General features: G+C 68.9%; 29 protein-coding genes. 13 read left to right on the forward strand and 16 right to left on the reverse strand.

Annotated elements, in window-relative coordinates; all coding sequences use genetic code 11:
* Positions 1-67 precede the first annotated feature (67 nt).
* From AADV74_RS13025 to ligD, 3 genes are all read right to left on the reverse strand, one after another.
* Positions 68-799, reverse strand: coding sequence for a M23 family metallopeptidase (locus AADV74_RS13025; RefSeq protein ID WP_342114731.1), 732 nt, complete (start codon positions 797-799; stop codon positions 68-70).
* 37 nt (positions 800-836) lie between these two features.
* Positions 837-2,144: an endonuclease/exonuclease/phosphatase family protein gene (locus AADV74_RS13030; protein WP_342114733.1), complete on the reverse strand. Its 1,308-nt coding sequence runs from the start codon at positions 2,142-2,144 to the stop codon at positions 837-839.
* Positions 2,145-2,254: 110 nt separating this feature from the next.
* Positions 2,255-3,517, reverse strand: coding sequence for a non-homologous end-joining DNA ligase (gene ligD / locus AADV74_RS13035; RefSeq protein WP_342114735.1), 1,263 nt, complete (start codon positions 3,515-3,517; stop codon positions 2,255-2,257).
* 71 nt (positions 3,518-3,588) lie between these two features.
* Between ligD and AADV74_RS13040 the strand changes: the two genes are divergently transcribed.
* Together AADV74_RS13040 and AADV74_RS13045 are read left to right on the forward strand one after the other, a co-directional pair.
* On the forward strand, positions 3,589-4,620 hold the full coding sequence (locus AADV74_RS13040) for an NADPH:quinone reductase (protein ID WP_342114737.1): 1,032 nt from the start codon (positions 3,589-3,591) through the stop codon (positions 4,618-4,620).
* 90 nt (positions 4,621-4,710) lie between these two features.
* Entirely contained in the window at positions 4,711-5,514 is an 804-nt protein-coding gene (locus AADV74_RS13045) for a formylglycine-generating enzyme family protein (RefSeq protein WP_425287300.1), read from the forward strand.
* Positions 5,515-5,592: 78 nt separating this feature from the next.
* Here AADV74_RS13045 and AADV74_RS13050 read toward each other — a convergent pair whose 3' ends face one another.
* From AADV74_RS13050 to AADV74_RS13075, 6 genes are all read right to left on the reverse strand, one after another.
* The gene (locus AADV74_RS13050) at positions 5,593-5,925 is read right to left on the reverse strand and encodes an HNH endonuclease signature motif containing protein (RefSeq protein ID WP_342115197.1); all 333 of its coding nucleotides are present in this window, start codon (positions 5,923-5,925) and stop codon (positions 5,593-5,595) included.
* A 116-nt stretch (positions 5,926-6,041) separates the two neighbouring features.
* Positions 6,042-6,611, reverse strand: coding sequence for a 13E12 repeat family protein (locus AADV74_RS13055; RefSeq protein ID WP_342114739.1), 570 nt, complete (start codon positions 6,609-6,611; stop codon positions 6,042-6,044).
* 144 nt (positions 6,612-6,755) lie between these two features.
* Positions 6,756-7,520: an SDR family oxidoreductase gene (locus AADV74_RS13060; protein WP_342114741.1), complete on the reverse strand. Its 765-nt coding sequence runs from the start codon at positions 7,518-7,520 to the stop codon at positions 6,756-6,758.
* A gap of 6 nt (positions 7,521-7,526) precedes the next feature.
* Positions 7,527-8,312, reverse strand: a complete 786-nt coding sequence (locus tag AADV74_RS13065; RefSeq protein WP_342114743.1) for an SDR family oxidoreductase — start codon at positions 8,310-8,312, stop codon at positions 7,527-7,529.
* 94 nt (positions 8,313-8,406) lie between these two features.
* A complete protein-coding gene (locus AADV74_RS13070; RefSeq protein WP_342114745.1) occupies positions 8,407-8,787 on the reverse strand; it encodes a sigma-70 family RNA polymerase sigma factor family protein in 381 nt (126 codons plus the stop codon).
* On the reverse strand, positions 8,777-9,655 hold the full coding sequence (locus AADV74_RS13075) for an RNA polymerase sigma-70 factor (RefSeq protein WP_342114747.1): 879 nt from the start codon (positions 9,653-9,655) through the stop codon (positions 8,777-8,779). The genes AADV74_RS13070 and AADV74_RS13075 overlap by 11 nt, the downstream gene beginning before the upstream one ends.
* Before the next feature lie 218 nt (positions 9,656-9,873).
* On the opposite strand from AADV74_RS13075, the gene AADV74_RS13080 reads away from it, so the two are divergent.
* The 3 genes from AADV74_RS13080 (at position 9,874) to AADV74_RS13090 (ending at position 11,853) form a co-directional block, all read left to right on the forward strand.
* Positions 9,874-10,467, forward strand: a complete 594-nt coding sequence (locus AADV74_RS13080; protein ID WP_342114749.1) for a carboxymuconolactone decarboxylase family protein — start codon at positions 9,874-9,876, stop codon at positions 10,465-10,467.
* Positions 10,464-11,330, forward strand: coding sequence for an RNA polymerase sigma-70 factor (locus AADV74_RS13085; protein WP_342114751.1), 867 nt, complete (start codon positions 10,464-10,466; stop codon positions 11,328-11,330). Before AADV74_RS13080 ends, AADV74_RS13085 begins: the two co-directional genes overlap by 4 nt.
* Before the next feature lie 169 nt (positions 11,331-11,499).
* Positions 11,500-11,853, forward strand: coding sequence for a nuclear transport factor 2 family protein (locus AADV74_RS13090; protein ID WP_342114753.1), 354 nt, complete (start codon positions 11,500-11,502; stop codon positions 11,851-11,853).
* A gap of 26 nt (positions 11,854-11,879) precedes the next feature.
* On the opposite strand, the gene AADV74_RS13095 is transcribed toward AADV74_RS13090, so the two are convergent.
* A complete protein-coding gene (locus AADV74_RS13095; protein ID WP_342114755.1) occupies positions 11,880-12,572 on the reverse strand; it encodes a TetR/AcrR family transcriptional regulator in 693 nt (230 codons plus the stop codon).
* Positions 12,573-12,671: 99 nt separating this feature from the next.
* Between AADV74_RS13095 and AADV74_RS13100 the strand changes: the two genes are divergently transcribed.
* Complete coding sequence (locus AADV74_RS13100) at positions 12,672-13,706, forward strand: NAD(P)-dependent alcohol dehydrogenase (RefSeq protein ID WP_342114757.1); 1,035 nt, start codon at positions 12,672-12,674, stop codon at positions 13,704-13,706.
* Between the two features lie 19 nt (positions 13,707-13,725).
* Here the strand turns inward: AADV74_RS13100 and AADV74_RS13105 are convergent, their stop codons facing one another.
* A complete protein-coding gene (locus AADV74_RS13105) occupies positions 13,726-14,193 on the reverse strand; it encodes a VOC family protein (protein ID WP_342114759.1) in 468 nt (155 codons plus the stop codon).
* 128 nt (positions 14,194-14,321) lie between these two features.
* On the opposite strand from AADV74_RS13105, the gene AADV74_RS13110 reads away from it, so the two are divergent.
* The 5 genes from AADV74_RS13110 to AADV74_RS13130 all read left to right on the forward strand — a co-directional run bounded on the left by AADV74_RS13110 (position 14,322) and on the right by AADV74_RS13130 (position 17,154).
* The gene (locus AADV74_RS13110) at positions 14,322-14,681 is read left to right on the forward strand and encodes a PLD nuclease N-terminal domain-containing protein (protein ID WP_342114761.1); all 360 of its coding nucleotides are present in this window, start codon (positions 14,322-14,324) and stop codon (positions 14,679-14,681) included.
* A gap of 172 nt (positions 14,682-14,853) precedes the next feature.
* Positions 14,854-15,213, forward strand: coding sequence for a PadR family transcriptional regulator (locus AADV74_RS13115; RefSeq protein ID WP_135120782.1), 360 nt, complete (start codon positions 14,854-14,856; stop codon positions 15,211-15,213).
* Positions 15,214-15,215: 2 nt separating this feature from the next.
* Positions 15,216-15,581 carry a DUF1048 domain-containing protein gene (locus AADV74_RS13120; RefSeq protein ID WP_342114765.1) on the forward strand — a complete coding sequence of 122 codons (366 nt, stop codon included), beginning with the start codon at positions 15,216-15,218 and terminating at the stop codon, positions 15,579-15,581.
* Complete coding sequence (locus AADV74_RS13125; RefSeq protein WP_342114768.1) at positions 15,578-16,393, forward strand: ABC transporter ATP-binding protein; 816 nt, start codon at positions 15,578-15,580, stop codon at positions 16,391-16,393. Before AADV74_RS13120 ends, AADV74_RS13125 begins: the two co-directional genes overlap by 4 nt.
* Positions 16,390-17,154: an ABC transporter permease gene (locus tag AADV74_RS13130; protein WP_342114770.1), complete on the forward strand. Its 765-nt coding sequence runs from the start codon at positions 16,390-16,392 to the stop codon at positions 17,152-17,154. The genes AADV74_RS13125 and AADV74_RS13130 overlap by 4 nt, the downstream gene beginning before the upstream one ends.
* A 72-nt stretch (positions 17,155-17,226) precedes the next feature.
* Here the strand turns inward: AADV74_RS13130 and AADV74_RS13135 are convergent, their stop codons facing one another.
* Positions 17,227-17,601 carry a hypothetical protein gene (locus tag AADV74_RS13135; protein ID WP_342114772.1) on the reverse strand — a complete coding sequence of 125 codons (375 nt, stop codon included), beginning with the start codon at positions 17,599-17,601 and terminating at the stop codon, positions 17,227-17,229.
* 187 nt (positions 17,602-17,788) lie between these two features.
* On the opposite strand from AADV74_RS13135, the gene AADV74_RS13140 reads away from it, so the two are divergent.
* Positions 17,789-20,359, forward strand: a complete 2,571-nt coding sequence (locus AADV74_RS13140; RefSeq protein ID WP_342114773.1) for an ATP-dependent Clp protease ATP-binding subunit — start codon at positions 17,789-17,791, stop codon at positions 20,357-20,359.
* 38 nt (positions 20,360-20,397) lie between these two features.
* Here AADV74_RS13140 and AADV74_RS13145 read toward each other — a convergent pair whose 3' ends face one another.
* The 4 genes from AADV74_RS13145 to AADV74_RS13160 form a co-directional block, all read right to left on the reverse strand.
* A complete protein-coding gene (locus tag AADV74_RS13145; protein WP_342114776.1) occupies positions 20,398-21,177 on the reverse strand; it encodes an EI24 domain-containing protein in 780 nt (259 codons plus the stop codon).
* 64 nt (positions 21,178-21,241) lie between these two features.
* The gene (locus AADV74_RS13150; protein ID WP_342114778.1) at positions 21,242-21,889 is read right to left on the reverse strand and encodes a response regulator; all 648 of its coding nucleotides are present in this window, start codon (positions 21,887-21,889) and stop codon (positions 21,242-21,244) included.
* Positions 21,886-23,016 carry a sensor histidine kinase gene (locus AADV74_RS13155; RefSeq protein ID WP_342114780.1) on the reverse strand — a complete coding sequence of 377 codons (1,131 nt, stop codon included), beginning with the start codon at positions 23,014-23,016 and terminating at the stop codon, positions 21,886-21,888. Before AADV74_RS13155 ends, AADV74_RS13150 begins: the two co-directional genes overlap by 4 nt.
* 4 nt (positions 23,017-23,020) lie before the next feature.
* On the reverse strand, positions 23,021-23,734 hold the full coding sequence (locus tag AADV74_RS13160; protein WP_342114781.1) for a DUF2306 domain-containing protein: 714 nt from the start codon (positions 23,732-23,734) through the stop codon (positions 23,021-23,023).
* A gap of 174 nt (positions 23,735-23,908) precedes the next feature.
* Here AADV74_RS13160 and AADV74_RS13165 point away from each other — a divergent pair, with 174 nt between their 5' ends.
* On the forward strand, positions 23,909-24,079 hold the full coding sequence (locus AADV74_RS13165) for a hypothetical protein (RefSeq protein WP_342114784.1): 171 nt from the start codon (positions 23,909-23,911) through the stop codon (positions 24,077-24,079).
* Positions 24,080-24,145: the final 66 nt, after the last annotated feature.

Here is a 24,145-nt window from a genome sequence, read left to right on the forward strand (position 1 = left end):
CCGCGGTCGAAGCGCTTCGTAGTGGGCCGCTGCCGAGGGCGCTTCGGGCGGTCGCTTCGCTCGGCCCTCAGCGAGCGGGGGTCGAACGGATGCGGTCCCTGCTGCCGGGGATCGCATCCGTCACCCGCTCCCAGGCCGCGTCGCGCTGCACCTCGTAGGCACTGAAGGCGCAGGGGATGCCGTGCGCGTGCAGCAGGTCGGCTGAGTCCATCAGCTGGAAGTGCAGGTGCGGCGAGGTGGAGTTGCCCGTGTGGCCGACGCGGCCGAGCAGATCGCCCCTGCGCACGCGCTGGCCGTCGACGACGCTCACGCTGCCCGGCTGCAGGTGTGCGAACCCGGCGAAGACGTCGCGGGCGGCATCCGTCGCGCCCGCGGTGAACGCACCGGCATCGAGCTTCAGCAGCACGTGGTTGCCCATGATGGCGCCGAGCTTCGCCGGGGTGAAGGTGAGTCCGTTCCACGTCATGCGGGTGATCTCGCGCACGGGATGGATCCACTCGCGCTCGGCCATGCCGTCGGTCGCTCGCACGACGACGCCGTCGCAGGGGGCGTGAACGGATGCTCCCCACGCGTAGCAGTCGCGCGCACGAACTCCGACGAGGTTGCCGCGTAGGCCACCCGCCGGGCTGAAGTGACCGCCCGGCCGGTCATCGACCTTGAGGAAGTCGTAGGCGTACGTCTGCCCGAGCACGTCGACGCCGTGGCTCGGCACGCGGGTGGCAGGCGTCGTGACAGCGAGCCACCCCTCGCCGCGGAGCGGGAAGTCCACGACGACGGGGTGCTCGAGGGAGTAGGGCACTGGCGGCTCAGGTTCAGGCTCAGGCTCGCGCCATCCGTCAGCCCAACAGGCCCACGAGACGCGGAACCCGCAGGTCGACCCACACGAGGCGGTGGTCGCTGCTCGGGAACGGGAAGACTCCGGTGAGCGCCGACAGCGGATCGGACTGCGTCGGCCAGAACACGCCGGCGTCGCGCACCTGGAGCAGTCCTCGCGACGGCAGCACGTAGTCGGCGCGCAGGTTGCCCGGGGCGGTGTCGGCGAAGTCGGCGGTGTCGTACTTCGGATCGCCCTGGTGGGTGGCGTTCGCGCCGCCCTGCAGCGCTGAAGCCTCGGGTGCGCCGGCCGACGTGGCCCGAGGGTCCGTGATGCGCCAGTTGTCGAGCAGCTGCTGGATCGCGCTGTCGACCGAGTCGCCGTCGAGCGGGTCGGCGTTCTGGTCGCCGAGGATGACGAAGGGCGAGAGCAGCGAGAGTCCGCCGCGCTTGCCGGCGTCATCGGTGATGTAGCGGCTCTTGAGCGGGGAGATGTAGTCGGCCCAGAACCTGATCTCGTCGTGGTTGCGACGGCCGTTGCGGTCTTCGGGTCCGTCGAAGGTGGGCGGGGTCGGGTGGGAAGCGAGCACGTGCACTGTCGCCTTGCCGACCTTCACGGGCACGTCCCAGTGCGACTTGCTCGAGAGGCGCACCACCTTCAGCTCGTCGGGGGAGTACCAGTCGTTCGCCGCCGGGGTGGCCGGGTCGTCGGGGAGGAGGGCACCGGGCATGTCCTTCCAGAGGAACTTCTGGAAGGTGCGCACCTTGTCGGTGAGGATCGGGAACTTCGACAGGATGGCCATGCCGTACTGCCCCTCGAAGACGCCGAAGCCGAAGGCGTCGTCTCCGCCGCCCACTGTTCCGTCGTTGTTGAGGTCGAAGCCGCTCGGGATGCCGGTGTTCGACGGCGCCGTGTAGGCGTACGGGTAGTCGACCGGGTTCGCACCGTTCTGCCCGACGGCCAAGTAGTTGCTGCGGAAGGCGTCGGTGGCCCGGCCATCCGGAACATAGTCGAACTCGTTCAGCAGCACGATGTCGGGGTTCGCGCGCTGGATGATCTCGGCCACTGTTCGCGCCTGCGCGTTGGTTCCCGCGGCGAGGTCGGCTTCGAGCTGGCCGGGGGCACCACGGTTGAGCGAGAGGTTGAAGGTGGCGACGCGCAGGTTCGTGGCTGCGGGGAGGGCGGATGCGGCTGCCGACGCTGTGCGCTGGTTCGCGCTCGTGGAGCTCGTCGTGGCGGCCGTCGCGGCGCCGATGCCGACGGTGGCGGTGAGCAGGCCTCCGATCACGGTGGCGGCGATGGCGATCGGGATCGAACGTCTGGCGGGCATGCTGACTCCTTCGTGGGCGATGCGGACGGAGCGATGCGTGCGATTCACCCCTGTCCCCCAAACTAGGGGTCCCAGGTGACGAGGGGAAGAACCGGAGGTGACCGCTCGGCTCAGCCGCGCCCCGCCCAGGGGTCGTAGTCGACCTCGAGAGCTGCCTGCTCAGGGCGCATCGCCTCAGGCACGTGTTGGAGATTCACGCGGATGCGGTACCAGAGCGAGCTCGAGCCGCGCATGCCGTCGACGAGTTCGTCTGCCGGCTCGAGGTGGGCGACGACCTCCGGATGCCGTGCCTTCCAATTCTCGAGGCCGGCGATGGCCTCCTCCTTGGTCTTCGCCCGGGCGATCTCGATGAGCGGCATGGATGACTGTCTCCGGCCCGAGCCGTCGGATCCGCCAGGGCCCCCGGGGCTCGCAGGGCCAGCCTTCGCCGACGCAGGAGCCTTCTCGGCCGGACCCAGCTTCTCGGCCAGCGCCAGGAGGCCGTCGAGACTGCCGACAGCGTCATCGATACCGGCCGCGACGTCGCCGCGTTCCGTGTACCGGGTGAGCATCGTGGCGACGGTGAACTCCTCGGGTCGTCGATCGCGCACCTCGTCCCAGGTGAGCGGCGTCGAGACACGAGCGTCGGGCAGGGCGCGGATCGAGTACGCCGACGCGACAGTGCGGTCCTTCGCGTTCTGATTGAAGTCGACGAAGACGCTCGCTCCCCGCTCCTCCTTCCACCAGTGCGCCGACGCGAGTCCGGGAGCACGGTTCTCCACCTCGCGGGCCAGAGTCTCGGCGGCGAGACGCACCTCGCGGTAACTCCAATGCGGCTCGATCCGCACGTTGATGTGCAGGCCGCGCGACCCGCTGGTCTTCGGCCAGCCGACGAGTCCGCAGTCGGTCAGCACGTCGCGGGCGACGAAGGCGACGTCGACGATCTGCGCCCAGTCGACTCCGGGCATCGGGTCGAGATCGACGCGCAGCTCGTCGGGGTGATCGAGGTCCCACGCACGCACCGGATGCGGGTTGAGATCGATGCAGCCCAGGTTGATCACCCACGCCAAGGAGGCGGCATCCGTCACGACGACCTCCTCGGCGGAGGTTCCGGAGGCGTAGTGCAGGGTGGTGGTCTCGATCCACGATGGCCGGGACTCGGGGGCGCGCTTCTGGAAGAAGGCTTCCTTGTCGATGCCCTTCACGAAGCGCTTCAGCACCATGGGGCGGTGGGCTGCTCCCCGCAGAGCACCGTCGGCGACAGCGAGGTAGTACTCCACGAGGTCGAGCTTGGTGAGGCCGGGCTCGGGGAAGACGACCTTGTCGGGGTGGCTGATGCGCACCTCACGGCCTTCGATCTCGAGCGTGGTCGCGTCGTCCTTGGCCGCGTTCATGCTGGCGATGCTACGCGCGGGGCCTCCGTCGCGCGAGGAATCCTCGGCACGACCGGTTGGTTGCATCCGTCATGAGAGCAATCGTGTACACCCAGACCGGCGACTCGTCGGTGCTCGAATCGACCGAGCGTGAGATCGCGGAACCGGGGTCAGGAGAGATCCGGGTGCGGATCATCGTCTCGGGCGTGAATCCCACGGACTGGAAGACGCGGCGAGGGTCGAACGCGGCGCCGACCGGCGTCGAGAGCGTCCCGAACCAGGACGGCGCGGGCATCGTCGATGCGGTCGGGCCCGGCGTCTCGCAGTTCGCGGTCGGGGATCGCGTCTGGCTGGGGATCTCCGCGTGGCAGCGACCGGCATCCGGAACCGCGCAGGAGTACACGATCACCCTGGCTTCGCGGGCATTCCCGCTGCCGGATGCCGTGAGCTTCGACGAGGGCGCCGTGTTCGGCGTTCCCGCGGTGACGGCACACCGCGCCCTGACCGTGGCCGAGGATGGTCCGGCGCAGCTCGCACCGGGTGCCCTCGACGAACGCGTCGTGCTCGTCGCCGGAGGAGCCGGCGCCGTCGGCCACGCGGCGATCCAGCTCGCGCGCTGGGCCGGCGCCACCGTGATCACCACGGTGAGCGGAGCCGACAAGGCCGCGCTCGCCGCAGCCGCCGGCGCGCACCACGTCGTCAGCTATCGAGATCCTGATGCCGAGCAGCAGATCCGTGCTCTCGCTCCCGACGGCGTCGACATCGTGGTGGAGGTGGCGGCCGGTGCCAACGCCGCGCTCGACCAGGCCGTGACGCATCCGCGCTCCACCATCGCGAGCTACGGCAACGACGGGGGCGTGCCGCTCACGATCGAGTTCGGGCGGGCGATCTCGCTCAACCTGCGCTACCAGTTCGTGCTGATCTACACGATGGGACCCGCGGCATGGGCCGCGGCAGGTGCTGCCATCACGGCGGCGGCCGCCGACGGAGCATTGGGCATCGGCGACGAGACTGGGCTGCCCGTTCACCGCTACCCGCTGGAGCAGACGGCGGCGGCGCACGATGCCGTCGAGGGTGGCGTCGTCGGCAAGGTGCTGATCGAGGTGGCAGAGGCCGTTCGCTGAGGCCCGGACGAAGTCCGCGGTCGAAGCGGGGTGCCAACCGACCAGCGGGTGCTCGATGCCGGGTGGTGCGCGCGCGGGTAGCGTGGGGCCGTGCCCGCGACCAACTCGGAGCAGCCCGGTCGACCCGCGCTGCCCGCTGTGCCCACTCTGATCCCCGTGCCGGCCGGCGTGATCGAGCTGCGCGATGCACGCTCGGAGTCGATGCGGACGGTCGAGCTGCAGGCGTTCGAGATCGGGCGCACGGCGGTGACCGCGCACGAGTGGGCGTCGGTGCCGGGCTCGCCCGAAGGCAGCGGCGACACGGCTCCCCGGCATCCGGTCACCTGGTTCGAAGCCGTGATCTGGTGCAACGCGGTGTCGGATGCCGTCGGCCTGCGTCGTGCCTATCTCATCGACGGCCGCTCCGTGAGCTGGGACGTGAGCGCCGACGGCTTCCGCCTGCCGACCGAGGCCGAGTGGGAGTTCGCTGCCCGCGCAGGCTCCACCGAGCCGAGGTATGGCGCGCTCGGCGATATCGCGTGGTCGGCGGGCGACGACATTGCCGGGCCTCAGCCCGTGGCAGGTAGGGAGCCGAATGCATTCGGCCTGTTCGACACCCTCGGGAACGTCTGGGAGTGGTGCTGGGACTACGCCGACACCGCGCGCTACGGCGACTATCGCAGTCTGCGCGGTGGCGGGTGGGCCGATCGGGAGTGGAGCCTGCGGGCGTCGGTTCGGCGGGGAAGTGCCCCGGATGCGGTGCTCGAGGACGTCGGGTTACGAGTGGCGCGCGGGGTCGTCGGAGCGCCCGGCGTCGACGAAGCGCAGGGCTGGTCGGCGCGGGCCGATCGGGAGCGTGCTGATGTGCGCGGGCCTCGTCCGGTCGGATGGACGCCGCTGCGATTCGAGGGGTGACGGCCCGTCGCTGAGGTCCTGCTCGCTGAGGACCGCGCGGAGCGCGTGTTCGAAGCGCCCGTGAGTGATGTTCGGGCTCTAGAAAGGTGCGGCTTCGGTGGTGACGGTGTAGCCGGTGGGGGTGGTGATGCTGACTGTTCCGTCGGGTTGGCGTTGGTTGTGGATGCGGCTGAGATTCTTGCGTCGGTTGCCGGTGTCGCAGAGGGGGTGGAGGTTGTCCTCGTTGGTGGGGCCTGCGTCGCGGGCCCATTCGTCGAGGTGGTCGATGTCGGTGTCGGTGACGGGGCGGGCGCAGGTGGGGTCGATGCAGTCCTCGAACCGGATCGCCACCCAGTCGCGTTGTGCCTGGGTCGGGCGGTACCGGGTGCGGTCGTAGGTGAGTTTCTCGCCGCTGATCGGGTCGGTGAACACCCGCCGGAATGCGGGGGCGGCGGTGAGGAGGCGGGCGGCGCTGACCGGGTCGATGCGTCCGTAGCCGCGCAGTTCGATCGGTTCGGTGCCGTGGCCGAGGAGGGACAGGGCCGGGATCAGCAGGATGGGGTGGATGGTCGCGGCGGTGGGGGTGTCGTCGCCGGCGAGCCAGCCAGCGGCGAGGTCGGCGCGGATCTGGTGGCGCGCCGGAACACGACCACTGTCGCGGTGGTGGCGGGGTCGGCGAGCTGCTGGTCGAAGGACGACACCCCGGCGGGGTCGTCCCACCCGACCAGGAGGTCCAGCGCGGTGTTCACGTGGGCGACCGTGGTGGTGCCGGTGGTGAAGGCGGCGTGCAGGTGCGGCATCCGGTCTTCGAGGGTCTGGGCGCGGTGGGCGAGGTGACGCACCTGCCCGGAGGACATCCGCAACCGCAACCCGGCGTCGTAGGCGGCGACGTCCTCGGCGAGAGCGATCGCGTCGGGTTGCCCGGTGCCGGTGGTGCGGAGGTAGATGTGCGGGTTCGCTCGCGCCAACCGCAACAGTTCCGCCAACGCCGTCCACAGCCGTGCCTGCGCCCGATTCTCAGCGGTTCGCGCGGTGACGGCTTCATCGAGCCGGTCGAGGATCAGGTCGAGCCCGGTCGCGACAGTCGTGCCCGGGACGCAGGGGATGGATGTGGTCATCCGGTACTCCATCAAGGTCGCGGCACGGGTACTTGAGAGTGAGTCCAGATTAGCACAAGATGACGATTGTTCACGGGGTTATGCACAAGCAGACTCGATGATGTGTGCGGTATTCGGACGGACGGACCCACGGACGGACGCGTCTCAGGCGCTCACCGTGGGCGCGTCAGCGAGCCAGTCCGTGATCCGCGTCGAGGCCAGGGTCGCTCCCGGCCCCGGCAACAGCTCATCTTCTTCGAGCAGCGTGCCGAAGTACTGAGCCAGGGGATCGGCCACGACCTCGCGTGGGTCCTGCCGGATGTCCAGGCCCCGTCGCACGATCTCCGCGAGCCTGAATCGCTCCGGGCCCGCGAACTCGGCCAGTCCGTTCAGCGGACGGCCGAGAGCGACCGAGGCCGTCGCCGCGGCCACGTCATCGGCGGCCATCGGCTGGATGAACGCGTTCGACACTCGAACGGCGCCGCGCACGAAGGCGGCATCCGCGATGCTCTGGATGAATTCGAAGAACTGCGTCGCGTGAACGATGGAGTACGGGCGGCCGGATGCCCGCACGAGTTGCTCCTGCACTGCCTTCGCGGCGAAGTAGCCGCCCTCGGTGCCGGCGAGCCTGTCGGTGCCGACGACCGAGAGCGCCACGTGATGACCCACACCGGCCGCGGCCCCGTAGGTGAGCAGATTGAGTGTCGACCCGTAGAAGAACTCGTTCGCCTCACGTTCGTCGAGGTACCCCGAGTTCGACACGTCGATCACCGTCTCAACGCCGGTGAGGGCTTCGGCGAGGCCCTCACCGGTGTAGGAGTTGACCCCGGTCGCGCGCGATGCCGCGACGACGTCGTGAGCGTCGGCGCGCAGTCTGGAGACGAGTCGCGTTCCGATGAGGCCGGTACCGCCGATGACCGCGATGCGCATGATGGCCTACTTCACCGCGGCCGGCTGGCCCGCGACAGCAGAGGGCTGGGCCTGCGCCTCGAGCCACTGGGCGAACGAGGTGGTCGAGAGCCGTGCATCGGGCCCGGGGGTGAGCTCGTCGCCCTCGAGCTTCGTGCCGAAGTAGTGCGCCTCGGGGTCGGAGACGACCGCGCGGGTGTCGCCCTTCGCTGCGAGCACGGTGCGCACCAGCTCGTCCTGGCCGAGACGCTGGGGTCCGGCGATCTCGAGAGTGCCGTTGAGCGGCTCATGCGCTGCGACCCGCGCGACATCGATCGAGACATCCGCCGCGGCGATCGGCTGCATGAGTCCGGTGGAGACGCGGGCCACGCCGTCGACCGTCGCCTCGTCGGCGATGCGCCCCATGAACTCGTGGAACTGCGTCGCGCGCACGATCGAGTAGGGCAGTCCCGACTCCTCGATGAGCTTCTCCTGGGCCACCTTGGCTCGCAGGTAGCCGCTGTTCGGAAGACGGTCGGCGCCGACGATGGACAGAGCGACATGGTGAGTGACGCCGGCCTCGCGTTCGGCGGCGAGGAGGTTGGCCGTGGAGGTCGTGAAGAACGCGAGCACGTCGGCATCCGCGAACGATGGCGAGTTCGACACGTCGACCACGACGTTCGCACCGACGAGCACCTCGGCGAGTCCCTCGCCCGTGATGGTGTTCACGCCGGAGTTGGGCGACGCGGCGATGGCGTCGTGGCCGTGCTCGGCGAGGTGCCGGACGACCTGGGATCCGATGAGGCCGGTGCCTCCGATGACGACGATCTTCATGAGCGAGTTCCTTCCGTCACGGCCTGCGGTGATTCCGCTGCCTTCAGATAGCTCAGACCGAGTGGCGGCTCGGTCTGTGACGGATGCGGCCGAATCAGTCCCGACCGCCCCCTGGTGATCGGCCGTTCCAGTGCTCGAGCTTCGCCGTGGCGGTGCAGAGCCAGAGAGCGCCGACGCTCCCGTCGGCCGAGGCGTCGACGGCGAGGATGCCGAGCACGTCGCCGGGGGCACCCCCGTCGCGCAGGGCAATGCCGGGTGCACCGTTCACGCTCGCGGCCTCGAAGGAGGCATCCGGATGCCTCACGGTCAGGTCGCCGAGGGCCCGGCTGACGCGTGCCCGACCTGAGATCACCCCTCCGGCGCTGGTACCGGAGTCGATGACGAGCCGCGCGTCGGGGTGGAGGATCGCCGCGAGTGCCAGGTCGTCGTGCCGGTCGAGCGCGACGAGGAGGCGGGCGACACGGTCAGGCGACACCGGAGGCCACGGCCTGGAGCTTGGCCGGGTTGAGGATCCACAGCACCTGGTCGATCCCCTCCGTGGAGGCGACAACGGTGAGCACGGCGAAGGTCGCTCCGTCCTTCGACAACACCACGGACGGCTGGCCGTTGGTCTCGGCATCCGTGATCGTCACGCCACCCCAGAACGTGGTGTGGAAGGCACGCACGAACTTGGCGACGGTGTGGCGACCACGAACCGGGAACCTCGATGCCCGCACGGCGCCACCACCGTCCGAGTACGACACCACGTCTTCGGCGAACAGGCGCTCGAGCGCATCGAGGTCGCCGGTCTGGGCCGCCGCGAGGAACGCCGTGAGCAGGCGCCGTTGATCGGCCGGAGCCACCTCTCGACGTCGCTCGCCGGCCAGGTGCCTGCGGGCGCGACTGACGAGCTGACGCACCGCCGGCTCCGAGTGCTGCACGATCTCGGCGATCTGCGCGTAGGGGTAATCGAAGGCCTCGCGCAGCACATAGGCGGCCCGCTCGGTCGGGGTGAGGCGTTCGAGGATGACGAGCACGGCGAAGCCGAGCGCCTCGGCGTGCTCTGCCCCCAGCGTCGGGTCGGCACTGGTGTCGACGGGCTCCGGCAGCCAGGGCCCGATGTAGGTCTCGCGGCGGGAGTGCGCGGACTGCAGGGCGTTGATGGCCAGGCGTGTGGTCGTCGTGGCGAGGAAAGCCGCCGCGTTCTCGACGACAGTGCGGTCGGTGCGCTGCCAGCGCAGCCAGGCGTCCTGCACGATGTCCTCGGCCTCGCCGGCGCTGCCGAGCATCCTGTAGGCGATGCCGAACAACCGGGGTCGCACGGCGCTGAACAGCTCGAGTGCCTCGTCGAGGTCGGCATCCATGTCGCAGTCCTGTCGGTCAGCGGACGGGGCCGCACCGGCCCTCACCCACTGAGACCGCGCAGCACGCCGTTCTGTGACAGATCTCGATCGATTCGTTCCGGATGCTCGGACCCTACTCTGCGGCGGCGGAGGGCGCGAGGTGCACGCCCATGTCACATCCGCCCCTCGACCGGTGTCTCCATATCGACAGGAATGACACATTCGAATGGAGCGATGACATGAGTGATGCACGGATTCCGGCGGTCGAGGTCACGGGCGGCTACGGGGCGGTGGTCAAGTTGGCCATGCGCAAGATGGTCGGCAGCGTGCCCGACTCCCTCGGGGTGCTCTGGAACAACCCGGCCGTCTTCAAGGGCATGATGGCCTTCAATGGCAAGGCGAGGAAGTGGCACGAGCTCGACAAGAACCTGGAGTCGTTGGCGAACATGGCCGCCGCTGCGGCTGTCGGATGCAGCTTCTGCCTCGACCTCAACTACTTCATGGCGCACAACAGCGGCCTCGACGAGGTGAAGGCCCGGGAGGTGCCGCGGTGGCGCACCTCCGAGGTGTTCACGCCGCTGGAACGTGCTGTCATGGAGTACGCGGATGCGATGAGCCAGACCCCTGTGGCTGTGACGGATGCGCTCTCGACCGAGTTGCTCGCCCAGCTCGGCGCGCCGGCACTCATCGAGCTGACGGCGCGGGTGGCGCTGATGAACACCAGCGCCAGGGTGAACATCGCCCTCGGCATCCATTCGGCGGAATTCGCGGATGCGTGTGGCCTGCCCCCACTGGCGAGCGCGCCTGATGCCGCCGTAGGGTCGACGGCATGAGCGACGACCCGTTCATCACCCACCGGCGGCTGCTGTTCACAGTCGCCTACGAGATGCTCGGCTCGGCCGCTGACGCCGAGGACGTGTTGCAGGAGTCGTGGCTGCGGTGGTCGGAGGTCGACCAGTCGCAGGTGCGCGAGCCGCGTGCCTACCTCGTGCGCACGGTGACCAGGCAGGCACTGAACCTGGTCCGCTCGCACTCGCGGCGCCGGGAGGACTACATCGGGGAGTGGCTGCCCGAGCCGCTGCTCACGACCCCCGACGTGGCCGATGACGTCGAGCTCGCCGAGAGCGTGTCCATGGCCATGCTCACGGTGCTGGAGACTCTCGTGCCGACCGAGCGTGCTGTGTTCGTGCTGCGCGAGGTGTTCGACGTCCCCTACGAGGAGATCGCCGAAGTACTCGACAAGGAGCCTGCGGCAGTGCGGCAGATCGCCCATCGCGCCCGGGATCATGTGGCGGCCCGGCGTCCGCGCATCCGTGTCGATCGGACGGAGCAGCAGGATGTCGTGGAGCGATTCGTGCTGGCGCTCAACACGGGCGACCTGCCCGGGCTGCTGGCGGTGCTCGCTCCCGACGTGGTGCTCGTCGCCGATGGCAACGGGCTCATCGGCGCTGCTCGCAAGCCGATCGTGGGGGCCGAGAAGCTCGCGACCTACCTCATCAACGGAGCCGCACGGGTGACGTTCGTCGGCGCCGTCGCCTCGCTCAACGGAACGACCGGGGCGCTGTTCGACGTGAACGGGGCGCTCGCCGCAGCCGTCAGCATGGTGGTGGTGGACGGGCGCGTCACCCAGCTGTTCTCGGTCGTGAATCCCGACAAGCTCGAACGGCTCGATGCCGCGGTGACGCTGGCGCGTTGAATTTAGCCCGATTCTCTGCCCCGAGGGAGGGGAACGCACGATGCCGACTGGCCACGACTGTGTGCGCGTGCCCTCTCGGAGCCGCGGGAGCGCTACCGCAGTCGGGCGACCGCGACTACCGTGAGGCGCAAGCGCGCAACGATGCGTGCCGCGAGGGAGAGGACGGACCATGGATGCCACCCCCGAGGAGATCGCGCGAGCCTTCTCGAGCCACCGCTTCGAGGACGCACTGCCGTACCTCGCCGAGGATATCGTCTGGAGCCTCGTCGGCGCAGACCCCGTGCTCGGGCGCGACGCCGTCGAGAAGCTCTGCCGCGGCACCGCTGCCGACCTCGCAGACGTCACCACCGAGTTCCAGCGCTTCCGCACCGTGGTGGGGGAGGACGGCGTCGTGGTCGACAGCCTGGCCCGCTACACCGAGTCCGGGGGAGCGGTCTCCGTCGTAGCGTCGTGCGACATCTACGACTTCGTCGACGGCAGGGTGACCGAGATCATCTCGTACACGGTCGACGTGGGGGAGTGACGGCTGTCGACCTCTTCGGGGCGGCGTCAGCCGAGCGCCTCGGCCGCGCGCCGTCGCTCGAGGCCCTCGATGAGGAGGTCGAGCCCGAACTCGAACTCGGTCTGGTCGTCGCACCAGCCGAGCGTCGACTCCGGGTCATCGTGGACGACGGTGGACAGCATCGCGGCGAGATGAGGTGCGAACCCCGCCAGCGCATCCAACTCCGCAGGGCCCGGAGTCTGCGAGTCGTCGCCCAGCTCCTGGACGTAGCCGTAGAGCCGGCTGCCCATCACATGCAGGCTGTGGTGGATGAGTTCGTGCGACATGCCGCCTGAGCTCATGACAGCCACGATGCCGTCGATGTGACGGATGGCGGTGAGCCCGGGTGCCCCGCGCACGTTCATGACTCCGGGTGCCCACGGGTGTCGCAGCATCACGCGCCGCGTTCCGAGGAGTCGTTCACGAAGAGCTGCCGCCCAGGTCGATGCATCGATCGATGCCGGCGCGTCGAACCCGTCGACCTCTCGCTCCACCTCGGCGAACACGACCTCGATCACCCCGTCGAGGATCGCGTTCTTGTTGGCCAGGTGGTAGTAGATCGACATCGCCTCGACGCCCAGGTCGTTGGCGAGCGCCCTCATGGTGAGCGCCTCGATGCCATCGCGGTCGGCGAGCCGGACGGCCGCCTGCAGCACGGTGTCGCGACTGAGCGGCGCTCGCTCGGCGGTCTTCGGGGGCATGGTTCACCTCATGACGCGGGATCTGTTGCGATCGCTCTGGACGGCGCGCTGAAAAGAGCGTAACTTACACCGTATAACTTACGACGTAAGGGATTCATTATGACGCTCGATAGGCCTGAAACCGCGCCCAACACCCGAGTGCAGATGCGTGCCGCAGTCGCGCGCACCTTCGGTCCGCCCGACGTCGTTCATGTCGGTGCCGTGCCGAAACCCGATCCCGGGGCCGATGAGCTACTCGTCCGTGTGCATGCGTCGACGGTCAGTATCGCCGACCATCGCCTGCGCAGCCGCAGTGTTCCTCGGGGACTCGCGCTCCTGGTCGCTCCGACCATCGGCCTGTTCCGACCACGGAAGCCCGTGCTGGGCATGGATGCTGCCGGCGTCGTCGAATCCGTCGGATCGGGGGTCACTCGCTTCGCCATCGGCGACGAAGTCATCGTGATGCGGGGCAGCCGCATGGGATGCCATGCGGAATACGTGGTGATCGAGCAGGACGGCGAGGTGGCGCTCAAACCTGTCAGCCTCGCCTTCGCGGATGCCGCGGCGGTGATCTTCGGTGGTCACACAGCGCTGCGCTACCTCGATCGCGTCGAGATCGGGCCGCAGAGTGAGGTGCTCGTCAACGGCGCGTCCGGGGCTGTCGGTTCAGCAGTCGTTCAACTGGCGCATCGACGGGGTGCGCGCGTGACGGCGGTGACGAGTGGGCGGAACGCCGATCTCGCTCGATCACTCGGGGCGGCGCGCGTCATCGACTACACGAGGGAGGACTTCGCCGGCGTGGGGAGTATGCGCGGCACCGATGCGCCATACGACGTGATCGTCGACTGCGTCGGCAATGCTCCGTTCGCGAGAGTCGCCCACCTCCTACGCCGAGGCGGTGCGTTGCTTCTCGTCATCACCGATCTGCCGGGCATGCTGGCCGCGCCCGTGCAGGCGCGTCGGAGCGGCGCCGTCGTGGACTACCGCGGTGCGTCGTTGGGGGCCGATGGCATGACCCGGCTCGCCGAGGCTGCGCGATCCGGTGAGCTCCGTCCGGTCATCGACCGCACGTTCGACCTCGACGACATCGTCGAGGCTCACCGCTACGTCGACACCGGTCGCAAGCGCGGGAGCGTCGTGCTGCGGATCCCGTGAGAGGGAGGCCGCATCCGGATCAGGCGTTCTCGAGCTCGGCGATCACGATCTTCTTCTGGCCCATCATCACCTGGATCTGCGCCGGCGTTCGGGTGAGTTCGCCCATGTTCGCCGGGATGATCTGCCAGCTCACGCCGAACCGATCCTTGCACCAGCCGCACTGCTCCGACTCGGGCACGTGGGAGAGCCTCGTCCAGTAGCGGTCGATCTCGGCCTGGTCCGCGCAGCGCACCACGAACGAGATCGACTCGGAGAAGGTGAAGAGAGGGCCGCCGTCGAGGCAGACGAAGTCCATGCCGTTCAGCGTGAACTGACCGTTCAACACCTTGCCCCTCATGCCCGCGAAGTGCTCGTCGAGCGACTCGTCCGGGTACTCCTCGATGGAACGGATCCGTGAGTCGGGGAACACGTCGACGTAATACTCCATCGCCTCCCGCGCCCTGTCGTCGAACCACAGGCACGGCGTGATTGGTGAGAGCTCGGCCATGGTGAACCTCCTCGTTCGCTTCGGATGCCGCCCTTCACGCTACGCGGATGCGGGTGAGCTGGCGAGGGGGACGTGCGCCCACGACTGGGGCAGGTGGCGCAGCCCCGACCGTCCCTAGGCTGGCGGCCATGCCCATGCTGTTCTCCTTCGTCGTCCTCATCGCGATGGTCTTCGCCCTCGTCGACATCATCACGCGCGACACCTGGCTGGTGAAGCACCTCCCCAAGTTCGCCTGGGTGCTGCTGGTGATCTTCATCCCGTTCGTGGGCACCATCCTCTGGTTCGCGATCGGACGCGAGTATCCGGCATCCGTCTCACGTCCGAGGATGTCGTGGGGTGCGGATGCCGCCCCTGCACGACCCGTCCCGTCTGACACGCGCTCGACCGAGCAGCAGCTCGCCGACCTCGAGCGCGAGGTCGAGTACGAGCGCATGCGGGCCGAGCTGGAGGCGCTCAAGCGCCAGGACCGGAGTGAGCTCAGCGAGTAGCAGCTCTCGCGAGATCGACGGATGCCGTGCACCTGAGGGTGTGCGGCATCCGTCATTCGACGAACGGGAATTCGCTGTTGCACTCTTCGGTATTCGGTGTCACTATGTACTGGTAGTCATCATCACTGAGTACTAGTACTCATCACCGCAGAGTAGTTGGAAGAAGGGTCCCATGGGCAAGCAGCAGATGACCGAGATGCTCAAGGGCACGCTCGAGGGCATCGTGCTCGCGATCGTCGCCTCCGAGCCCGCATATGGCTACGAGATCACGGCGAAGCTGCGGGACGAGGGCTTCTCCGACATCGTCGAGGGCACCGTCTACGCGCTGCTGGTCAGGATCGAGCAGCGAGGGCTCGTCGACGTGACGAAGGTTCCGTCGGAGAAGGGCCCGCCCCGCAAGGTGTACTCGCTGAACGCACAGGGCGGCGAATACCTCGAGGAGTTCTGGAAGAGCTGGAGCTTCCTTGCAGAACGGATCGAACAGCTCCACCACCACCACCACACAGACAACCCGCAGCACGAAGGAGAATGACCATGGCCGCGAAGTGGATCGAGACCCTCACTGGCTCTCTCGAGCAGAAGAAGCAGTACAAGCAGGACAAGGCCCGCATCGACGGCCTCCCCGAGCCGTACGGAACCGCCGCCAAGGCGATGCACCGCTACCTCATGTATGCCGGCGGCGTCGTCGACGGCGACACCCTCATCACCATGTTCACCGACCTGGCCGACCTCTGGGAGCGCGCTGCGGTCGACGGCACCCCCGTTCGCGACATCGTCGGCGATGACCCGGCCGAGTTCGCCGAGACCTTCGCCCAGGCCTACAGCGGCAAGCAGTGGATCGACAAGGAGCGCGCTCGCCTGAACAAGGCGATCGAGGACGCCGAAGGAGGCCACAAGTGACCACTCCAACAGCCGTTGCACCCGCGATCAGGGTGCAGGGCATCCAGAAGTCCTTCAAGGACCTGCAGGTGCTGCGGGGCGTCGACTTCGACGTGGCCGCCGGGAGCATCTTCGCCCTTCTCGGATCGAACGGGGCGGGCAAGACCACGCTGGTGCGCATCCTGTCGACGCTGCTGAAGGCCGACGCCGGTGCGGCATCCGTACATGGATTCGACGTCGTCGCCTCTGCCGGTGACGTGCGCGAATCGATCAGCCTGACCGGCCAGTTCGCCGCCGTCGACGAGGTGCTCACCGGACGCGAGAACCTCGTGCTGGTCGCGCGGCTTCGACACCTGAGCAACCCGGGCGGCATCGCCGACGAGCTGCTCACGCGTTTCGCGCTGACGGATGCTGGCAGTCGCCGGGCCGGCACCTACTCGGGCGGAATGCGGCGCAGGCTCGACATCGCGATGAGCCTGATCGGCAACCCGCCGATCATCTTCCTCGACGAACCGACCACGGGGCTCGACCCCCAGGCGCGCAAGGAGGTGTGGCAGACCGTCAAGACTCTCGCGGGTCAGGGCACCACGGTGCTGCTCACCACGCAGTACCTCGACGAGGCCGAACACCTCGCCGACCGCATCGCGATCCTGCACGAGGGCACGATCATCCAGAACGGCACCCTCGCCGAGCTCAAGCGTCTCCTCCCGGCAGCGACGGTCGAATACGTCGAGAAGCAGCCCTCCCTCGAGGACGTCTTCCTCGCCCTGACCGGCGTGACCGGGACCACGGATGCCGCTGCCGCGGCACAGACAGAAGGAGAACAGCGATGACCACCCACGTTCTCGGCGACACCGGTGTGCTCACCGGGCGCTCGCTGCGGCACATCCTCCGCAGCCCCGACACGATCATCACCACCGCGGTCACCCCGATCGCGCTGATGCTGCTGTTCGTGTACGTGCTCGGCGGAGCCATCGACACGGGTTCCGACGAGTCGTACATCGACTACATGCTCCCCGGCATCCTTCTCATCACCATCGCGTCGGGAATCGCGTACACCTCGTACAGGCTCTTCCTCGACCTGCAGGGCGGGATCTTCGAACGCTTCCAGTCGATGCCGATCGCCCGGTCGAGTGTGCTCTGGGCGCATGTGCTCACCTCGGTGGTCGCGAACCTCGTGTCGATCGCGATCGTGATCGGCGTCGGGCTGATCCTCGGGTTCCGCACCGGAGCCGATCTCGTCACCTGGCTCGCCGTCGCCGGCATCATGGTGCTGTTCACCCTCGCGCTGACCTGGCTGGCCGTGGTCGCCGGGCTCTCGGCGAAGACCGTCGACGGCGCGAGCGCATTCAGCTACCCGCTGATCTTCCTGCCGTTCATCAGTTCGGCGTTCGTGCCGACGGAGTCTATGCCCGGCCCTGTCGCCTGGTTCGCCGAGAACCAGCCCGTGACCAGCATCGTGGACACCACGCGAGCACTGTTCGCCGGGCAGCCCGTCGGCAGCGACATCTGGATCGCCCTGGCCTGGCTCGTGGGCATCCTCATCGTCGCCTACGTCTGGGCGAACTCGATCTACAAGCGCAAGTTCAGCTGACCGGGTTGCCGCGCCCGTGGCATCCGTCACCTGGACGCCCGTCTCCTCTCGCAGGAGGCGGGCGTCGTCGCGTCAGCCCAGGGCGACGAGGAGGCTGAGCGCGGCGAGCACGATCACGACCGGGGTCATCGTGAAGCGCTCGGGCCTGCTGCGCGAGATCGCATTGAGCGGGATGCCCAGCACGAAGTATCCGAACGCCACCCACATGCCGACGGTCGACACTGCGTCGGGAACGACGTCGATGACGGATGCGCGATCGAGCGCGAGCGTGCCGATCAGCGCGTAGATGACGATGGCCACGGCACTGCCGATGCGCAGCTTCGCGGGCAGCACCCGGTGCTGCCCGCCCCAGGCGAAGCGGCCGATGGGGGCGCCGAGGATCAGGGCGAGCTGGAAGATCGCGAGAGCCGCGAGGATCACGCAGAGGGCGATGGCGGCAACGGGCATGGGGTGAGCCTAGGGGGTCGAAGTGGCGGCGCGATGCTCGTGGCACCACCGGTTCCCTCGCGCCGGGTCGACGGGAAGAGGGGCGCGCCCTCGGCCTCTTCTGCGTATTCGACGACACCGGGAATACCCGCGCCCCCTCCGCGTTGAAGTTGAGTGCAAGGCACTCAAGTTTCATTCAGGAGGTCCCGTGCCCGACGATTTCACACCCCAGAACGGCGATGCCGGCAACTCGTTCGACGAGTTCCTGGCCCGCTACCTCGATGGCGAGCGCGCCCGCGCGAACACGCCGCGGTCGATCGACCTGAGCCGTTTCCTGACCGCCCGTACGCAGGAGATCCTGCAGCAGGCCGGCCGGTTCGCCCTCGAGCGCGGCCAGAACGAGCTCGACGCGCTGCACATCCTGCGCATCATCATCGCGGAGGATGCGGCGAAGGACGCAGTCAGGCGCCTCGGCGTCGACCCCGCCGCGATCGCCACGGCCGCCGAGAAGCGGCTGCCCGGTGCGTCGGGGGAGGCATCCGTCAACGCTGCGACCATCACCAACTCGGCCCAGCGCGCGCTGTTCCACGCCTACCAGGTGGCCCGTGCCTCCGGGTCGACGTACATCGAGCCCGAGCACCTCTTCTTCGCGCTCGTACTCAACCAGGACACCCCGGCCGGTCAGGTGCTGGCCAACGCCGGCGTCACGGCCGAAGCGCTCACCCAGGGCATGCGCGAGACCGTCGGCGACGACACCGGGTTCGAGGGCACGGATGCTGCAGACGATGAGTCACCGGAATCCGACACACCGATGCTCGACAGGTTCGGCACCGACCTCACCGCCCTCGCTGTGGCCGGAGAGCTCGACCCCGTGATCGGCCGCGCCGACGAGATCGAGCAGGCCATCGAGATCCTCAGCCGCCGCACCAAGAACAACCCCGTGCTCGTCGGCGAGGCCGGCGTCGGCAAGACCGCCATCGTCGAGGGACTCGCCAGCGCGATCGTCGACGGCAGCGTTCCCGAGCAGCTGCGCGACAAGCGCGTCATCTCGCTCGACCTGCCGGCGATGCTGGCTGGCACCCGCTACCGCGGCGACTTCGAGGAGCGCCTCACCAAGACGATGGACGAGATCGCGGCGCACAAGACCGAGATCATCGTCTTCATCGACGAGGTGCACAGCGTGGTCGGAGCCGGGGGAGCCGGCGAGGGCATGGACGCAGGCAACATCCTGAAGCCCCGCCTCGCCCGCGGCGAGCTGCACCTCATCGGTGCGACGACGCTCAAGGAGTACCGCACCATCGAGAAGGACCCGGCCCTCGAGCGCCGGTTCCAGCCCGTGCGGGTGGGCGAGCCGTCCATCGAGGACGCCGTACTGATCCTGCACGGACTCAAGCCCGCCTACGAGGAGCACCACGCCGTGAGCTACACGGATGCCGCCCTGCGCGCATCGGTCGAGCTCTCGGCCCGCTACCTCACCGACCGAGTGCTGCCCGACAAGGCGATCGACCTCATCGACCAGGCCGGAGCTCGGCTGCGCCTGCGCCTCGGCGTGAAGGTCGACGTGTCGGCGTTGCAGGCTCGGCTCGCCGAGCTCGAGGCGTCGAAGAACGCCGCCGTGAGTGCCGAGCACTACGAGGAGGCATCGCGGATCCGCGACGAGATCTCGGGCGTGCAGGTCAAGCTGGCCGAGGTCGTCTCGGCCGCCGACTCCGCGCGGGCATCGGCGAGCGCAGTGATCGACGAGGCCGAGATCGCCGCCGTCATCTCGCGGGCCACCGGCATCCCGGTGAACCGTCTCACCGAGGGTGAGCGCGACCGCCTGGCCGTGCTCGAGACCGAGCTGCACTCGCGCGTCATCGGCCAGGACGACGCCGTGACCGCCGTCGCCAAGGCCGTGCGCCGCAACCGCACAGGAATGGGCGACGCCAACCGTCCCGTGGGCAGCTTCCTGTTCCTCGGCCCGACAGGCGTCGGCAAGACCGAGCTGGCCAAGACGCTGGCCACCTCGCTGTTCGCCGACGAGAGTGCCGTCATCCGTTTCGACATGAGCGAGTTCGGCGAGCGCCACACGGTGTCGCGCCTCGTCGGTGCCCCTCCCGGATACGTCGGCTACGACGAGGCCGGACAGCTCACCGAGCGCGTGCGGCGCAACCCGTACTCCATCGTGCTGTTCGACGAGATCGAGAAGGCGCACCCCGACGTGTTCAACCTGCTGCTGCAGGTGCTCGACGACGGTCACCTCACCGACGGCCAGGGCAGGCGCATCGACTTCCGCAACACCGTGGTCATCATGACCTCGAACATCGGAAGCGAGTTCCTCGCCTCACGCTCCGGCGCCCTCGGCTTCGTCGGGGGAACGGATGCCTCGGGCTTCAGCTCCGAGCAGGACCTGAAGAACCGCGTCATGGGCAAGCTGCGCGAGGCGATGCGGCCCGAGTTCCTCAACCGCATCGACGAGATCGTGCTGTTCCGCAAGCTCGATGCTCCGCAGCTGCGCGAGATCGTCTCGCTTCTGCTGGGTGCGACATCAGCTCGCCTCGCCGCCCGCGAGGTGAGAATCGAGGTGACGGATGCCGCCGTCGACTGGCTCGCCGAGCACGGCTACGAGCCCGAGTACGGAGCGCGGCCGCTACGCCGCCTCATCCAGCGCGAGGTCGACGACCGAATCGCCGACCTGTTCGTGGACGGGTCTGTGGGCGACGGCGGCGCCGTACAGGTGGACGCCCGCGACGGAGCGATCGTCGTGACGGCATCCGCCCGCCTGGCGCAGGCGGCCTAGCGCCACTCATCACAGGATGAGCCGCCCGATGGCGTCCCTCACGGGCGTATCGGGCGGCTCATCCTGTTTTCTGCTGGCTGAGGCGTCGGCGCAGCGTCGAGGGCCGCGCGCGCCAGCATCGTCGAACCCGCAACGGCTGCAGGCATGGTGAACACGGCACCGAGCGGGATGAGGAACAGCAGCTGGGTCGCGACGCCGAAGCCGAGCATCTGAGCGCGGTGCGGGCGGAGCACGGCGCGACGCTCGGCCGGTGTGAGACCTCGAGCCTCGAAGGCGCGCGAGGTGAGCTCGCGGGCGAGCAGGCGACCGGAGAGCACGACGCCGAGCACAGGTGCGGCCACGGCACCGACGACGGGGATGAAACCGACGACGACCACGACGAGCGACGAGACGACGCCGAGCGCGATGAGGGCGCTCGAGTCGCGCACGGCCCGCCAGACGCCGGCGCCGCGGTCGGGGATCTCGCCGCCCAGGTCGAGCTCGACCGCGCGCCAGATGCGCTCGTAGAACGGGTCGCCGATCGCCAGCGTCAGTGCCGTGAAGGTGACGGCCGCCAGCAGCCCGGCGGCTCCGAGGGTGATCGCACCGAGGGTGAGGCGCAGTGCCGTGGCCCACGACTCGGTCCACGTGTCGGCGAACGGGGTCGCCCACTCGATGAACGGCGCCAGGCTGAATCCCAGCGCGACGAGGGCGCCCACGATCAGCACGAAGACGATGAACGCAGGCACCAGCCCGAGCAGCATCACGCCCGGGTTGCGGCGCCAGACGCCGAAACCGCGCAGCAATAGGGCAACGCCCGACAGGAATCCGCTCAGCACGTGGCTCAGCCTAGGTGCAGCGGGACCTGCGCTCCCCGGGCTTGACGCGCACGTGATCCACGGGTCAGCGCCGACGGCGCTCGTGCTCCCAGATCGCGAGTTCGACCCGGTTGCGCACCTCGAGTTTCACCATGAGGCTCGCGATGTGCGTCTTGACCGTGCTGAGCGAGATGTGCAGTTCACGGCCGATCTCGGTGTTGCCGAGGCCGCGTGCGACAGCTGCGAGCACGTCCTGTTCACGGTCGGTGATGGGGCTCGTCGGCTCGGCCACCGGGGCCCGGGTCGCCGGGGCGAACGCCTCGATGAGACGCACGGTGACGTTCGGGTCGATGAGGGCGTCGCCCCGAGCGGCGGCGTGCACGGCCTCGGCGAGGAGCACGGCTCCGGCGTTCTTCAGGAGGAATCCGCGCGCGCCCGCCCGGAGCGCGGCGTAGACGTACTCGTCGAGGTCGAAGGTCGTGATCACGACGACGGGGATCGGGTCGGGCACCCCCGGTCCGGCCAGCAGGGTGGTCGCTGCGATGCCGTCGAGAACCGGCATCCGGATGTCCATCAGACACACATCGGGTCTGAGCTCGTGTGCCAGCGCAACGGCCTGTGCTCCGTCGGATGCCTCGGCGACGACCTCGATGCCGGCCTGGGCGTCGAGGATCATGCGCAGCCCGGTGCGCACGAGCTCCTGGTCGTCGGCGATGAGGACGCGCACGCTCATACCGACCAGCCCGACCTGGGGAGCACGGCGCCCACGGTCCAGCCGCCGCCTGCGACCGCACCGGCCCGGCAGGTTCCGCCGACCAGGGCTGCGCGCTCGGCCATCCCGGCCATCCCGTATCCCGGCACGGAGGGGCCGACAGGCTCACCGTCGTCGTGGACGTCGAGTCGCACGCCGGCGTCGTCGACCAGCACGGTCACCTCGACGCGCGTGGCTCCGACGGCGTGCCGACGTGCGTTCGTCACGGCCTCCTGAACGATGCGGAAGCCTGCGGCGCTGATCGCCGGCGGGACGTCGTCGATGGAGCCGGTGATGGTCACGACCACATCCGGACCCTCCTCACCGAGCTGTGCCAAGCGCGCCAGTTCGCCCAGCCCGGCAACGGGCGCGAGCTCGGCCACGTCGTCCTGGCGGAGGATGCGCACCATCGAGCGCATCTCGTCGAGGGTGCGGGACGCCTCGTTCTCGATCACCCGGAGCACCCCCGTCGCCGCCTCCGGATCGGTCGCAGCGACGGCGATGCCGGCCTGCGCCTGGATCGCGATCGCCGACACGTGGTGAGCCACCGTGTCGTGCAGGTCGCGAGCGAGTTGCTCGCGCTCGAATGATCGCATCCGTTCCAGATCTCGGGCCCGTGCCGACGCCCGCAGGCGGAAGGTCACCCCGAGAGTGCTCGTCGTGACCACCACCGCGATGGAACCGATGACGTCGGCAACGGTCGGGGCCCCGAACAGCAGGGGCGACAGGATGCCGATGGCGAGGATGACCGAGGCTGCGAGTGCCGCACGGCCGGTGCCCCAGCGCATCACGGCGTAGACGAGGACGAGGAAGTACGCGGTCGTGAAGAGCTCGGGCTCGCCGCCCATCACGAGGCTCATCGCCGTTCCGGCCGCGAAGGCCGTCGCCAGCATCCCGAGTGGATGGGTGCGACGCCAGAGCAGGGTCGGAACGAGCGCGACGAGCAGCGCAGCCCAGAGCCAGCGCCCCGGGACGTCGGGACGGAGGGCGGCTTCGACCAGCGCGAGAGGCGGCAGGACCGCGACGAGTGCCCAGTCGCGCCAGACGCGCCGCGGCGGAGCCGGGGACGCCGCCGGCGCCTCCCAGAGCACGCGGATGGGGCTCGTCATGCCCTCAGGATAGAGGGGCCGGCGCGGCTGCGGATCGGCCGAAGGTACGGGTTCGCGGGCTGGACAGTCTCGACCGCCGACGGATGACGATCTCGGCGACGATGAGATTGATGGCCCACCCGGCGCCCATCAGCACCGAGTAGCTCAGCTGGTCGGGCGCGCCGAGCAGCAGCGTCCACGGCAGGAAGACGAACACCTGGGTTCCGGCTCCGAGGCCGATCGCGTAGGCGCGGGTCATCCAGGCGCTGTGGGTGCGCACATCCCCGCGGCGGATCGCGAGGACCGCGTAGACGATCGCCGCGACCATCGCGATCGCAAGCACCACGCGCATCACGAACAGGACCGGACCGTACGTGGCCGGCATCGAGTAGAAGAGCGTCATCCAGAGTGCAGACAGTGCCGAGAGCACTCCGGCCGGCGCGACGATGCGACCCGAGATGCGATGCCAGCGGCGTCGACGCAGCGACGGTGCGAACTGCAGTGCTCCGAGCACCAGGAACACGCTCGAGCTCACGATGTGCACGATCACCGGAACCGGCGAATCGAAGAAGCGCGCGTTCTCGGCTGTCACCGTGGCGCCGGTGGTGAGCTGGGAGAGCCGCACCGACCCGGCCAGGATCGGTACGAGGCTGAGCGCGATGAGCCCCGCGGGGGCGAGCCACTCCGGGCGCCGCGTCCGGGGCCGGCGAGGGGTGAGAGGCTCGATGGTTTCTGTCATGGCTCGATCGTCGTGCTCGGCGGCTGCGCGGCGCATCGGCCGGACGGTCCGATCGCCTCATCCGTTCGGCCGATGGGCATGTCGCCGGTGGGCGGAAGCTGATTGGATGAGCGTGATGGTCGACGAGAGCGGCATCCGATCCGTTTCCGGGCCACGCGAACGGACGGTGGAGCGATGGACGACCTGAATGGAACGGCGACCGAACGACTGCAGCAGCTGGCACGGATCGATGCGGACGACGGGGATGCCGCCTGGCTTCGCGCCCAGCTGACATCGGCGCTGGGGGCGTGGCAGGACACTGAGGACGAACTGCGCCTGCTGAGGGAGGCACGCGAGGACTACTGACCCGATCGACATGGCCGACGCATTCGGTCGCGGCGTTCCGATCGAAGGTCGATCGGCCGCGCCCTC

It is taken from the genome of Leifsonia stereocauli (genome assembly GCF_038432415.1).
Taxonomy (GTDB): Bacteria; Actinomycetota; Actinomycetes; order Actinomycetales; family Microbacteriaceae; genus Orlajensenia; species Orlajensenia stereocauli.